The 13,342-nt window shown below is 59.3% G+C and carries 13 protein-coding genes and 3 pseudogenes; 5 read left to right on the top strand and 11 right to left on the bottom strand.

Annotation, left to right across the window (positions count from 1 at the left end; all coding sequences use genetic code 11):
* Positions 1–166: 166 nt before the first annotated feature.
* Positions 167–1,324 carry an ATP-binding protein gene (locus QE432_RS03855; RefSeq protein ID WP_035199868.1) on the bottom strand — a complete coding sequence of 386 codons (1,158 nt, stop codon included), beginning with the start codon at positions 1,322–1,324 and terminating at the stop codon, positions 167–169.
* Positions 1,321–2,019 carry a response regulator gene (locus QE432_RS03850; RefSeq protein ID WP_004431575.1) on the bottom strand — a complete coding sequence of 233 codons (699 nt, stop codon included), beginning with the start codon at positions 2,017–2,019 and terminating at the stop codon, positions 1,321–1,323. The genes QE432_RS03855 and QE432_RS03850 overlap by 4 nt, the downstream gene beginning before the upstream one ends.
* Positions 2,020–2,189: 170 nt before the next feature.
* On the opposite strand from QE432_RS03850, the gene QE432_RS03845 reads away from it, so the two are divergent.
* A complete protein-coding gene (locus tag QE432_RS03845; protein ID WP_035199869.1) occupies positions 2,190–2,975 on the top strand; it encodes a phosphatase PAP2 family protein in 786 nt (261 codons plus the stop codon).
* 140 nt (positions 2,976–3,115) lie between these two features.
* On the opposite strand, the gene QE432_RS03840 is transcribed toward QE432_RS03845, so the two are convergent.
* The 9 genes and pseudogenes from QE432_RS03840 to QE432_RS03800 form a co-directional block, all read right to left on the bottom strand.
* Entirely contained in the window at positions 3,116–3,400 is a 285-nt protein-coding gene (locus QE432_RS03840; protein ID WP_004431579.1) for a copper-binding protein, read from the bottom strand.
* Positions 3,401–3,424: 24 nt separating this feature from the next.
* The gene (locus QE432_RS03835; protein WP_004431582.1) at positions 3,425–3,901 is read right to left on the bottom strand and encodes a cupredoxin domain-containing protein; all 477 of its coding nucleotides are present in this window, start codon (positions 3,899–3,901) and stop codon (positions 3,425–3,427) included.
* A 41-nt stretch (positions 3,902–3,942) separates the two neighbouring features.
* Positions 3,943–5,292, bottom strand: a complete 1,350-nt coding sequence (locus tag QE432_RS03830) for a multicopper oxidase family protein (protein ID WP_004431584.1) — start codon at positions 5,290–5,292, stop codon at positions 3,943–3,945.
* A 14-nt stretch (positions 5,293–5,306) separates the two neighbouring features.
* Positions 5,307–6,770, bottom strand: coding sequence for a TolC family protein (locus QE432_RS03825; protein ID WP_065703365.1), 1,464 nt, complete (start codon positions 6,768–6,770; stop codon positions 5,307–5,309).
* Positions 6,767–6,997, bottom strand: a complete 231-nt coding sequence (locus QE432_RS03820; protein WP_019566580.1) for a hypothetical protein — start codon at positions 6,995–6,997, stop codon at positions 6,767–6,769. Before QE432_RS03820 ends, QE432_RS03825 begins: the two co-directional genes overlap by 4 nt.
* An 87-nt stretch (positions 6,998–7,084) precedes the next feature.
* Positions 7,085–7,498 carry a hypothetical protein gene (locus QE432_RS03815; protein WP_035199873.1) on the bottom strand — a complete coding sequence of 138 codons (414 nt, stop codon included), beginning with the start codon at positions 7,496–7,498 and terminating at the stop codon, positions 7,085–7,087.
* A gap of 88 nt (positions 7,499–7,586) precedes the next feature.
* Positions 7,587–7,904: pseudogene (locus QE432_RS03810) on the bottom strand (hypothetical protein); the annotation flags it as partial.
* Positions 7,898–8,461: pseudogene (locus QE432_RS03805) on the bottom strand (AraC family ligand binding domain-containing protein); the annotation flags it as partial. The pseudogenes QE432_RS03810 and QE432_RS03805, both read right to left, overlap by 7 nt.
* 105 nt (positions 8,462–8,566) lie before the next feature.
* Entirely contained in the window at positions 8,567–9,013 is a 447-nt protein-coding gene (locus tag QE432_RS03800; protein ID WP_035199874.1) for an acetyltransferase, read from the bottom strand.
* 238 nt (positions 9,014–9,251) lie between these two features.
* Here QE432_RS03800 and bioB point away from each other — a divergent pair.
* The 4 genes and pseudogenes from bioB to QE432_RS03780 all read left to right on the top strand — a co-directional run bounded on the left by bioB (position 9,252) and on the right by QE432_RS03780 (position 13,341).
* A pseudogene (gene bioB / locus QE432_RS03795) lies at positions 9,252–10,257 on the top strand (biotin synthase BioB).
* On the top strand, positions 10,254–11,396 hold the full coding sequence (locus tag QE432_RS03790) for an 8-amino-7-oxononanoate synthase (protein WP_035199877.1): 1,143 nt from the start codon (positions 10,254–10,256) through the stop codon (positions 11,394–11,396). Before bioB ends, QE432_RS03790 begins: the two are co-directional and overlap by 4 nt.
* A complete protein-coding gene (gene bioD / locus QE432_RS03785; protein WP_035199880.1) occupies positions 11,393–12,031 on the top strand; it encodes a dethiobiotin synthase in 639 nt (212 codons plus the stop codon). The genes QE432_RS03790 and bioD overlap by 4 nt, the downstream gene beginning before the upstream one ends.
* The gene (locus QE432_RS03780; protein ID WP_035199882.1) at positions 12,028–13,341 is read left to right on the top strand and encodes an adenosylmethionine--8-amino-7-oxononanoate transaminase; all 1,314 of its coding nucleotides are present in this window, start codon (positions 12,028–12,030) and stop codon (positions 13,339–13,341) included. The genes bioD and QE432_RS03780 overlap by 4 nt, the downstream gene beginning before the upstream one ends.
* Position 13,342: the final 1 nt, after the last annotated feature.

Genomic DNA, 13,342 nt, shown 5'->3' with positions numbered 1-13,342 from the left:
GACAGGTCGTTCTTTTTCTATCTATTTTATAGAAAATAATTCGGCGTAGGGAAAATTTGCGATCACCTTATTCCCGACAGCAGTCCTGGCGCGGTGAACCGTGGAATAAGCCCCAACGAAGCACACCGTCAGCGCGCATGGGAGAGCATCAACTCGCCGGGATTTTTCAGGAGGCCGCCTTGAAGAGAACCGTGACGACGGTTCCGCCGTCCTGTCGCGGATCTATCTGCAAATCGCTGTCATGCGCCCTTGCGATCGCTCGAGCAATCGACAGGCCGAGGCCGGTGCCACCGGTCTTACGTGCACGCGACGGCTCTGTGCGCCAGAAGAGTTCGATGCCGTGTGCCTCGATGCCGGGGGGAAAACCCGGCCCCTTGTCTTCGATTGTTATGAAGGGACGTCCTTCCCGGACTCCGGTCGAGCAGAAGAGGCTCTTCCCGCTCGCCGCATAGCGGCGTACGTTATCCATCAGGATGAGCAGTAGCTGTTGAAGGCGTTGAGGGTCGCCGCTAATGGGAGCCGTCTGCAGCGACATATCGAGACGAATTCCTGCCTCTTCGAGAAGAGGCCGTGCCGCCTCCGCCACGGCCGCGCATTCGGTAGCGAGATCGAGTGGCCGCATCTCCGTAACGAGACTGTTGGTTTCTGCCAGCGAAAGCGTCCGCAGATCGTCGACGAGACGCGCAAGTCCTTCCACATGGCCGATGAGGTGGCGAATGGCCTGCTTGTCGAGCGGAAAGACGTCATCGGCAATGCCGTGTAAACGGCCTTGCAGGATGGTCAGCGGGGTGCGCAGCTCGTGGGCTACCGCCATGGTGTTGAACTTCAACCGGCGCTCCATCATCTGAAGCTCCTGCGTCAAAGTCTCGAAACTGTCGACCAGAAATCCGACTTCGGCGATGCGGCTCGCCTTGATCTTTGCGCCTCCGCTGAAGTCGCCGGTCGCCATGCGCCGCGCCGCGTCGGCAAGTTCGCCGAGAGGTGCTGCAATGCGGCGGGAGATGAAATAACCAAGCAAGCTGCACAGGAAGACACCGAGCAATCCAAAGAGGAACACCGATTTGAGAAGTTCGCTATCTGCCTGGTCCTCCAGGCCCGGTAAAACCTCGATAAGGGCCTGAAGCTGGCTCTGATCCGGCATCACGCCCCGGTCAATATCCGAGAAAGCCTTGGCGGCATCAGGCGACAGTTGGGCAAGGATGCGCTCCTCAATGGTGTCCGAATACCAGGAAACGCCGAAATAGACCAACGCAACCGCAAAGATGAGCATTGTGGTGATTGTGATCGCCGTCATCGTGCGCAGGCGGAGCCGCCGGAACCTCATGATGTCTGCTCCCTGGCAAGCCGGTAGCCGATGCTGCGCACCGACACCAGATAACCGCCAGCACCGTGATCCGTCAGTTTTTTACGCAGATTGGCGATGTGCGTATCGACCGTGCGTGCCAGCGCATCGCTTTCCGGCAGGCAGGCATCCAGAAGATCGGCCCGCTGAAAGGCATAGGTGGGGCGACGCGTCATATGGGCAAGAATTCTGAATTCGCTGAGCGTCAACGGCAGAACGGTTCGTCCCGCATCGCTGCAAACAGCCGCGATGTAAGCTTCGGTATCTATTTCGATGGCGCCGAAACGCAGGATCCCTCCGCCAGTTGGCTGACGCGAGCGTTTTAGAACGGCATTCACCCGGGCGACCATTTCCTGCGGGTTGAAAGGTTTGACGATGTAGTCGTCGGCACCCAGGCGCAGACCGGTCAGCTTGTCCATATCTTCGGCAAGGGCGGTGACCATGATGATCGGTGTATCACGCTCCCGCCGTATGCGTGTCAGCACATCGATGCCATCGAGCTTCGGTAGCCCGATGTCGAGAAGAATGAGATCCGGCCGCAGCATGGAGAAATGCGTCATGGCCGTCTCGCCATCCCCGGCTCTAACGGTTCTGTATCCGTCACGAATGAGATAGGCGTCCAGAATCTGCATGATGTCGGGGTCGTCTTCGACGATGAGAATGAGCCCTTTGTCCATGCTGACCTTACGAACTTACTGATATTACCGCTTTATTGCCGGGACGCTAAGCCGACGCAAAGCGCCGGGCAAGAGCCGTCTCACGAGATAGATGCGGCAGGCACGCTTTTCCTCTCAGTCTTGGGACTTCCTCCGCAGAACCTTGACATTTCTACGGAAGAAAGCTGGCTATGCACCAGTATCTCTCCCATAAGACCGAACAGAAATGGCCAGGCCGGCCCGAAAAACCGAAGTTCCGCTTTGCCGTCATCCCCACGGCGCGCCAGACTTTCGCATGGGTTTCCGGCAGCCCATCTCTGCTCGCGCTTTCGACCACGCTTGCAATGATGGTCTTCTTCACTGTCAGGCCGGATATCGATCTTGACGCCAGTCGCTGGTTCTGGACAGATGGTTTTCGTCTTGGCGAGGATCAATTCCTGATTTCCGTCCGCGATCTGAACCGCGCACTTCCCGCCATTTTATTGTCCACGCTTGTCTGCCTGCTCCTTGCCACGCCATTTGTCTCCGGCGTGCGGCGTGCCATCCGCCCTCACAAACTGCTACTTGTTCTCACCTTTTATGCGCTTGGGCCGGGTGCGACCGTGCATGTGCTGAAAGACCTGTTCGGACGTGCCAGACCGCGGCATATCAGTGAATTCGGGGCGGATTTGTTTTTTACGCCCGTTCTTTCCCTCGATGGCAGCTGTTCGCGCAACTGCTCCTTTCCATCCGGCGAAAGCGCGTCGGCAATCGCCCTGCTGGCGTTCATCATCTTCCTGCCGGAAAAATTCCGCCTGAGCGCCACGGCGATCTTGATGCCGTTCATCGTGCTTTGCTCCCTAAACAGGGCAGCTATGGGCGCACATTTTCTCTCCGATGTCCTGATTGCATGGCCACTGATGCTCGCCGTGTTCCTCTCACTGCATCGGCTGTTCACGAAGCATGCGGACACAATCGACACTGCGTTTCTGCGCTAATTCATGGGAATACGGCATAGCGCCGAACAAAGGTCATGCCCCGAGCAATAAATTTGTGTTCGGGGTTCGTCCGCCGCCTGCTCAAATCGCACATGCCCGTGCCTGTGGTCTGGTACGGGCATGTGCAGACGGTGACTGCCTTATTTCACCTGGGCGACGACCAGCTTGCCATCCGCACGTTCGGCGATGAACTCGATGTTCGCGCCTTCCTTGAGCTTGGCGAGCAGGGCATCGTCCTTGACTCGGAACACCATCGTCATGGCGGGCATGTCAAGGTTCTTCAGTTCCTCATGAATGATGGTGACTTTCTTGGCGGTGGCGTCGACCTTCTTCACCGTACCCTTGGTGAATTCCTGTGCGAATGCGCCAAAGGGGGCTGTAAGCAACAAAGCGGCTGCAAGGGTAATTTTAACGATCGTCTTCATGGTCAGATTCCTTTTTTCGATTGGTTACTTGGCCGAAACTTTGAGATCGCCGCGCATGCCGGCCTCGTAATGTCCGGGCTTCAGGCAGGCGAATTCGAACATGCCGTCATTGGTGAATTTCCAGATGATTTCGCCGCTTTCGCCTGGCGCAAGGCTGATTGCGTTCGGATTGTCGTGTTCCATCTCCGGGGCCTTTGCCATGGCGGCCTTGTGCTCCAGATTTGCGCTCTGTTCGTCGAGAATGAATTCATGGTCCAGCTCGCCGACATTCTTCACGGCAAAGCGAACGGTCTTGCCCTTCTTAAATTCGAACTTGGCGGGCGTGAACAGCATCTTGCCATCAGGCGTTTCCTTCATGGTGACCTGTATGGTCTGGGTTACCTTGGATTTGTCGCCGGGTTCGCCGATCGCCATCGCTTCATGGCCGCCGCCGTGGGTGCCCGATGCGAAGGCGGGTGTGGCAAGAGCGGTGAGAAGCAGTGCAAGTTTCAGTCTGGTCATCGAATTTTTCCTTGGTTCTGGTGGGGATATGGTCTGCACGATCAGCCGTGTTTCATCGGTTTCGGCGTTATCTGTGTTTTCGGATCATTGGTCTTTTCGGTATCCGGCACGTCGCCGGTCCATTCCCAGGCCTGGGTACCGGGCGGGTTTTGGTACCAGCCGGGATCTGAGTAATCGCCCGCGGAGATGCCTTCGCGGACCTTCACCACGGAGAACATGCCGCCCATTTCGATGGGGCCGTGCGGACCCCAGCCGGTCATCATGGGAACGGTGTTCTCAGGGATTTCCATCTCCATCGCGCCCATATCGGCCATGCCGGCTGTACCCATCGGCATGTATTCCGGCCGCACCTTGCGGATCTTTTCGGTGACGGTCTTCTTGTCGACGCCGATGAAGGTCGGGACATCGTGTCCCATCGCATTCATCGTGTGGTGCGACTTGTGGCAATGGATCGCCCAGTCGCCGACATATTTGGCGTCGAATTCATAGGCCCGCATGGCGCCGACGGGGATGTCGATGCTGACCTCCGGCCACCGGGCCTCGGGCCGCACCCAGCCGCCATCGGTGCACGTCACCTCGAAATCATAACCGTGCATGTGGATCGGGTGGTTGGTCATGGTCAGGTTTCCGACCCTGACACGCACCCGGTCGTCCTTGGAGACCACCAGCGGATCGATGCCCGGAAATACCCGGCTGTTCCATGACCACAGATTGAAGTCCGTCATGGTCATGATTTTCGGAACGTAGGAGCCGGGATTGATGTCGAAGGCGTTGATCAGGAACACGAAGTCGCGATCAACAGGCATGAAGGTCGGGTCCTTTGGATGGACCACGAAAAAGCCCATCATGCCCATCGCCATCTGCACCATCTCGTCTGAATGCGGGTGGTACATGAAGGTGCCGGACTTCACGAGATCGAACTCGTAGACGAAGGTCTTGCCAACGGGGATATGCGGTTGCGACAGGCCGCCGACACCGTCCATGCCTGATGGCAGGATCATGCCGTGCCAGTGGACCGTTGTATGTTCCGGCAGCTTGTTGGTCACGAAAATCCGCACCCGGTCGCCTTCTACGGCCTCGATGGTCGGGCCGGGTGACTGGCCGTTATAGCCCCAGAGGCGGGCGGTCATGCCCTCCGCCATCTCGCGTTCCACCGGCTCGGCGACAAGGTGGAATTCCTTGACGCCATTGTTCATCCGGAAGGGCAGGGTCCAGCCGTTGAGGGTGACGACCGGATTGTAATCGGGACCGGTAGTGGGCTTGACGGGGGCTTGCGTTGCTGCCGTTTCCATCACGGCTGCTTCCGGCAGGCTGCTATTCGATGTCTTTGCCCAGGCCGCCGTGGAGACCATTGCGGCGCCGACGCCCAGAAAGTTTCTTCTATTGAACATGGTCGTTTCCTTTCTCAGTGTCCGCCACCGCTGCCGCCACCAGTGGCGGCAACTTCGGTCTCCGCGCCTGCCGTACCCGCGCCACCGCCGTAGATGGCGGGCGCAAGGCTGGCTTCCGCGAGCCAGAAGTCACGTTTGGCATTGATGGCGAGCAGGTTCGAATTGACCTTTTCGCGGCTGTCGGCGAGCAGTTCGAAGGTGTTGGTGAGCATGCCGTTATAGGTCAGCAGCGACTCCTCCTCGATCTTGGTCCGCAGCGGCACCACGCTGTTGCGATAGTGCCGGGCGATGTCGTAGTTCGAGCGATAGGCCTGATAGGCGGAGCGGGCTTCGGAGCGGATATTGACCGCTTTTTCGGCCAGCAGGTTTGCTGCGCGCATATAGGCGAGTTCGGATTCCCGCATTCTTGCCCGACCGGAATCGAAGATCGGAATGACGAATTCCAGCTCGGCATTGCCGGTCGTCTGTTTGTGTTTTTCGCCGTCTTCAAGTTCGCGTTCGGTCTCGAAGCCGGAACGAAGTTCTAGATCGGTAACGTATCGGGTGGCTTCTGTGAGTTTGAACGACCGGGCGGTCGATTCCAGATCGAGCTTCGCCATCTGCAAATCCACCCGGCGCTGCAGCGCCTCAGCCTCGATCATCTCACGTTTGGCCAGATCCTTTGGAAGCTGGGGCAGGCGGTTGGGGATGGAGTAGTCTATGTCCGCGCCCCACAGGCCCATCAGCCTTGTCAGTTCCTCCTTCGCAAGCCGGGCTTCAAGCCGCGCCTTGGCGATCTGGCCGGTCAGTTCGGCATAGAAGACCTGCTCGCGAGCCTGGCCTTCCTTGTTCAGCGAGCCTGCTTCGCCAAGCCTCCTCGCAAGTTCCGAGGCGGCATCCGCGGCTGTCTGGGCCTGAGCCAGCTGGCCGACATTTTCCCAGGCAGCAACCGCCGTGATCCAGGCGCGGCGGGTATCTGCCGCCAATTGCAACGTCTTCAGCGCGGCTGCGAGCTGCGCCTTTCGGAAGCCGGTATCGGCAATCTCGACATTCTGTTTGAGCGTGGCCAGTGCCAGAATATTGGTGACGATCACACCCTCGATCGCCTTGTAGGCCCGGAGCCCCGGAGTGCCGATCCCCGTCAATCCGATGCCGACCCTCGGATTGACCAGCATGGTCGATTGCCAGGCGGTTGCGGCCGATTCACCCAGATCGGCATAGGCCGCCTGAAGGCCCTTGTTGTTGAGGAGCGCGACCTGAACTGCCGTCTCGACATCGATTGTTTTCGCTGACATCAGCGATTTGACGCGGGTTGCGGTTGCCTGCGCCTCGGCCCGGTTCTGTATCCAGACAGTCTGCTTTCCTGTCGCCTCGGTCGCCCTGGCCGAAACGGTGGTGAAGCCTGCGTTCTTCGAGGTGTAGTCGGCGGCCGTGACGCAGCCGCCAAGAACGAGCGGGACGGAAAGGACGGCCGTGAGTTTGATCACGCGTAGCGTCATGATGCGTCTCCTTTCGGAGCCTGCGCATCGTTCTGGTTTCGCCAGGGCTTCGGGTCCACCGGAGCACGGTGCGAGTAACCTGTGACCGGTGTCTTATAACGCAGAGGGGTGACGCCGAGCGACGGGTTTGTCGCGTCTTCATACGAGGCGGCCTCGTTCATCGAGGATGTGGCTGTGCAGCCGCCCAGCAAAAGGGGCGCTGCAACCACGATGTAGATAGGGTTCATGGTAATTTCCGAACAGGAGATGCAACGGCGCGACGGCGCTAAAGCCGTTCACGCACGATCATTGCCCGAGAGGCGGGCTTTGCCTGTTCAGATATTCGGTGGACGGTGAAGCAGCGGGATCTGGCCCACGGTCTTGCTGTCGTCAAGGAAGGAACGGATGGAATTGACGACTGGTCCGCCAAGGGCGTCATGCGCAATCAGCACCGCCATGCCGAGACAGAAATCGTTGCAGCATTCCTGCTTCACGGGCTTTTTGACGCCGCTGTCGTGGTCTGCCGTATCCATATTATGGTGGTCGCTGGACATCATGGCCGAACCGCCATGGTCCATCATCGCGCGGTGATCCATCATCATGGCGGATTGGGTGGTCTGCATTTCCGCGGTATCGGGACCATGCATTGCGGCATTGACGGTGGAAACGCTGTATCCCGCCAGTGACAATATCATCACCAGTCGAAACAGCAGTGCCGTCAATTTCGATGTTCGCAACATCCCACGCATGCCCTGTAGAAGAGCCGCAGTCCTGAAGTTTGTCAATGGATATCGCTCATAACCATCAATAAATAGCACGTCTGCCGGTTCTTAAACCTCACACTGTCTCCATAAAGGCATCGTCGAGAATGAGGAGTTTACGTGCCTGCATGCGGGCATATTCCTCGTAAAAGCCCGTGGAGATCCAGAGAGCGGAACGCCCCTTCCGTCCGCTCCAGCCGATGCCGCCGATCAGTTCGGCCGCGCCAAGCTTGCGCCTGACATGGATTCGGGAAAGGGAGAGCGATGCCGCCAGTTGCGATGCTGTTTTCACATCCGTCAGGTGTCTGCCCTGTTCTGTCGGCTTTTCCCAGTCGATCCCGGCGATCAGGCGGTCCATCAGCAGCCCGCCCGCGTCGAACCAGTTGAAGATGCGCGCACTTCCGGCATTGCAGGCGAAAGTCGTCCACGCGCCGTTATGGCTAATCGAGCGATATGCGTCACATCGCGCACGGAATCGATGAGCCTGCTGTGTTCGCCGTTCAGCGCGTTGAAGAGCGCCCGGAACGGCCGGGAGAAGGCGGTCTTGTCGGCGTAACGCGTGGCGAACAGGTCATCGGCCGGTCGGCCAAGCATGACTTCGTCGTCGACGGGGATCTTGAGCATCTTGTAGTGAAAATCCGCCTCACCGCCCGGTATCGCGTCATAGGGCAAGTCCGAATAGTTGATGGTGAAATCACCACCGCTAACGGCATGGATCCTGTCTCGGCCGGCATGCAGCAACCCCGAACCCTTCACCTGCAAGCCAATGCAGAGGCTGTCGCCGGCAATGCGGGCAATATCGGCTTCCGTGCGGTTGACCCGGTAAGAGGAAGCGCGCATTTCGCTTACGACGGCGCCTGCAACAGAGCGCGCCTGAAACGACCCGCTGAAGGCCTGGCGGCGATCCGGCGCAAGCTCGATGGTTACGCCAAACAGGCTTTTGCCGCGCACTTCGCGCCATTGGTCGAAGCGGTGCTCGGGCTGAAAATCCTCGGTTGCGAAACGGATGATGGTGTTCGTGGCTTGCTCCCCCCAGACGAGCCATGGCCCCCCGGCTTATTGTTCGGTTGCGCCAAACCCAAGATGGACGAGCGGATAGGGACGTCCCTGCCCGTCGAGGTCGGAGCGTCCCGTCGGCTTGAAACCGAGCCGGCGATAAAAGCCCATGGCCTGCGTATTCTGTTCGTTGACATCGGTGGTCAGCGCGGGGTGTGTGGCAAGTGCTGCCTGCACGAGCGCCTTGCCGATGCCTCTGCCGTGATAATCCGGATCGATGAAAAGCGCTTCCATGTGCCCTTCATGCAGAAACATGAACCCGAGAGGCTTATCCGACGCATCGACGGCGAGCATCAAAGCGGCCTCGGGAAGAAAAGCCGTCACTTCTTCCTCGATTGCGGCGCGATCCGCTCTGTGAAGAAAATCATGGGTATCGTCTACGGCCTTACGCCATATTTCAAGGATGCGGGCCGTGTCGCGAGCGTTGGCGGAACGAAGTGTGATCATGCCTCACCTTTAGCAATTGCGGCGTTTTTGCGCCATGGGTCTTTTCCGCAAGGCGTTTTCCCACTCGCTAAATCCCCGCAGCCAAACGCCGCAGTCTTACCCCGCATATTTCTTCGACCTCCGGTGACTGACGTTTTTCTCGAAAAAAGTTCTTGCAAAAAGGTCCGATAAAAAAATAGATAAAAATAAGTTCTATCTATTTATTTGAAGGGAAAATCGCCGGATGGATCAGATTGTTATGGAAATTGAACAAAATCAGGCGCCAGTCCCCTCAATCAAAGTGGATTCTTCACTCGAAGAAGCAAAAATTATCTATAATTTACCATTTAATGACCTCCTGTTCCGGGCGCAGCAGGTGCATCGTCGCCATTTCGATGCCAACGCCATCCAGATGAGCCGGCTTTTATCGATCAAGACCGGCGGCTGCCCGGAGGATTGTGGTTATTGCAGCCAGTCCGCCCGCAATCCAACAGGTCTGAAGGCTTCCAAACTCATGGAGGTGGAGCGAGTTCTGGCAGAGGCGCGCAAGGCGAAAGAGGGCGGGGGCGACGCGCTATTGCATGGGGGCGGCGTGGCGCAACCCTAAGGAGCGCGACATGGAGGCGGTGGTGGCCATGGTCGAAGGCGTCAAGTCGCTCGGCATGGAAACCTGCATGACACTCGGCATGCTGACGCCGGAACAATCCGAACGTCTCGCTCACGCCGGGCTAGATTACTACAATCACAACGTCGATACGTCGGAGCGGTTCTATTCGGAGATCATCACCACCCGCACCTTCGAGGATCGGCTGGAAACGCTCGCCAATGTTCGTGATGCCGGCATGAAGGTCTGCGCCGGCGGCATTCTCGGCATGGGAGAAACGGTCGAGGACCGTATTTCCATGCTGGTAACCCTTGCTAATCTGCCGGTTCCGCCGGAAAGCGTGCCGATCAACATGCTGATCCCGATCCCCGGCTCGAAGCTTGCCAAGGCCGCTCCGGTTGATCCGATCGACTTCGTCCGCACCATTGCGCTTGCGCGCATCCTCATGCCCCGTTCGCATGTGAGGCTTTCCGCCGGACGTACCGAAATGAGTGATGAGACGCAGGCGCTCTGTTTTCTGGCCGGGGCGAATTCCATCTTCGTCGGCGAGACGCTGCTGACGGCGGATAATCCGGGGGAAGATCACGATACGGCGCTGTTCCGGCGGCTGGGCCTGAAGCCGATGGCGTTGCAAACGGCGGAAGCGGGAGAGACCCGGTGAATTCGTCGGCGCTCTCCGCCTATGAGCTGAAGCTTGCCGGTCTGCACCGCAAGTCGCGCCTGCGGGCGCTAGCGCCCCGGCAGGGTATCGACTTCACCTCCAACGACTATCTCGGGCTTGCCGATGCACCCCGGCTGAAGGCGGCGATCACTGACGCAATCGAGAGCGGCGTGCCTGTGGGTGCCGGTGGTTCGCGGCTGCTTCGCGGCAACCATCCCGAACATGAGGCGCTTGAAACGGAGGCGGCGGTATTTTTCGGCGCTGAGAGGGCGATCTATTTCGGTAGCGGATTTGCCGCCAATGTCGCACTTTTTTCCGCACTGCCGCTGCGGGACGACCTCGTTCTCTACGATGCGCTGATCCATGCCAGCGTGCATGACGGCATTGCCGCCGGCAAGGCGAAGGCGGTCGCTGTGCCGCATAATCAGGTTGAGGCATTCGAACGGGAAATAAACCGATGGCGGCAGGCGGGCGGCAAAGGTCGCCCGTGGATCGCGGTGGAGAGCCTCTATTCCATGGATGGTGACCGGGCGCCGGTTGCGGCCCTTGCCGACCTCGCCGGGCGACATGGCGGCTTTCTCGTCGTCGATGAGGCGCATGCCACCGGCGTGTTCGGGCCGGGCGGGCGCGGCCTGGCCGCTGAACTGGAAGGTCGCGGTAATGTCGTGGCGCTGCACACCTGCGGCAAGGCGCTTGGTCTTTCCGGCGCGCTTATCAGTCTGCCTGCGGTTCTTGCCGATTACCTCACCAACCGCGCCCGCGGTTTCATCTATTCGACCGCGCCGTCACCGCTGATGGCGGCGGCTGTGCGGGAGGCCTTGCGGATCGTCGCCGACGAGCCCTGGCGGCGCATCCGTCTGGAAGAACTGATAAATTTGGCCAGCGAACAATTACGATCCGGGCTGGGCGTGACGCCCGGCGGCTCGCAGATATTGCCGGTGATGATTGGTGACAATGCGCGTGCACTGAAGATCGCCACGCGTATGCGAGACGGCGGCTTCGACGTGCGCGCTATCCGCCCGCCAACGGTGCCGGAAGGCACGGCACGCCTGCGCATATCCATTACGCTCAATGTCGAGGAAAGCCAGATCGCCGATATGGTCGGGCTGCTCGCCTTCGCCATGGAGGAGGAACGATGAGCCTCCGTTTCATCGTCTCGGGCACCGATACGGGTATCGGTAAGACGGTTTTTTCTGCGGCGCTTACTCACGCATTGCAAGCCCATTACTGGAAGCCGGTGCAATCCGGGCTCGAGGAAGAGACCGACAGCGAGGTGGTGGAGCGGATGGGTGGCGTGCCGCGCGCGCGCATCCTGCCGGAGGCCTATCGCCTGAAAATGCCGGCCTCACCGCATCTTTCGGCCCGCTTCGACAATGTCACGATCGAGCCCGAGCTTTTGCTGCCGCCGGAAACCGATGGGCCGCTGGTGATCGAAGGGGCGGGCGGTCTGCTGGTGCCGCTGACCGACACATTGCTGTTTGTCGATATTTTCGCCCGCTGGCGAATTCCGCTGATCCTGTGCGCCAGAACCTCACTCGGCACCATCAACCACACGCTGCTGTCGCTCGAGGCGCTGCGGCTGAGAGCCATTCCGGTGCACGGCGTGGTCTTCATCGGTGATGAGAACCGGGAAAATCAGCGCATTATCGCCGATATAGGTCGAGTTCGCTCGCTTGGCCGCTTGCCTCGCATACCGGAGATGACTGCCGAGGCGCTGCACGATGCATTCGCTCAACAATTCGATCTCGCTGATTTCCTGGAGGTGCCGGCATGAGCCGTTCCCGCGTCTGGCATCCTTTCACCCAGCACGGGCTGGAACCGCCGATGAAACGCATCGTCTCGGCGGAGGGCGCCTATCTGGTCGATGAGGATGGCCAGCGGTTGTTCGATGCAATTTCATCCTGGTGGGTCATCACTCACGGCCACCGGCACCCGGCAATCATGTCCGCCATCCGCGCAGCGACCGAGACCTTCGACCAGATCATTTTCGCCGAGTTTTCGCACGAGCCGGCCGAAACGCTGGCCAAAGGGCTGATCGAACTCGCGCCTGCCGGCTTGGAACATGTGTTTTATTCCGATAGCGGTTCGACCTCGGTGGAAGTGGCGCTGAAAATGGCGCTCGGTTATTTTCACAATTGCGGTGAAAAGCGAGATCGCATCGTGGTCATGGAGCACGGCTACCACGGTGATACGATCGGCGCCATGTCGACGGGCGAACGCGGCGTGTTCAATGCTGCGTATGAACCACTGCTATTCGGCGTCGACCGACTTGCTTTTCCGGAAGCGGATTGTGAGCAGGAGACGCTCGACATGTTCGAGAGCTTTTGTCGTTTGGGCCGAGTCGCCGCCTTGCTGATCGAGCCGCTTATTCTCGGTGCCGGTGGCATGAAGATTTACCGCGCGGAAGTTCTCGCCGGACTGAAACAAATTGCCGAACGCTACGGTTGCCTTGTCATCGCCGACGAGGTGATGACGGGCTGGGGCCGGACAGGAACCATGTTCGCCTGCGAGCAGGCGGGAGTTTCACCGGATATTCTGTGCACCTCCAAGGGGCTGACCGGTGGCTCCCTGCCGTTGGCAGCGACCTTGTGCAGTGGCGAAATCTTCGACGCGCACTTCTCGACCGATCGCCGCAAGACCTTTTTCCATTCGAGTTCCTACACCGCCAATCCGATTGCCTGCGCTGCCGCTGTCGCCAATCTGCAGGTTTGGCGCGATGAGCCAGTGGTACAGCGCATCGGTCAACTGCAAGAAGTGCTGCGCGACAATCTCGGGCGATTTGCGGATGACAGGCGCTTCACGAACATGCGCCAGATTGGAACCATCGCAGCGCTTGACCTCGTCGTGCCCTCTGGCGGTTATCTCGCGGAGGCGGGGCCACGCATGCGGCAATTGTTCCGCGAGCGCGGGCTCATCATCCGCCCGCTCGGCAATGTGCTCTATCTGATGCCGCCCTATTGTTCGACGGCGCAAGACCTCACCCGCGCCTTTGACGCCATGGACGAAGTGGCCTCGATCGTGACTGAAGCCGCTCCGGGAGAACCCGGCGCGGCCGCGATCAAAAACCGTCTCCGAAAGGCCTGAC

Source organism: Agrobacterium sp. SORGH_AS_0745 (assembly GCF_030818995.1).
Classification (GTDB): Bacteria; Pseudomonadota; Alphaproteobacteria; order Rhizobiales; family Rhizobiaceae; genus Agrobacterium; species Agrobacterium tumefaciens.
This window is presented reverse-complemented; position numbering and strand designations above follow the sequence as displayed.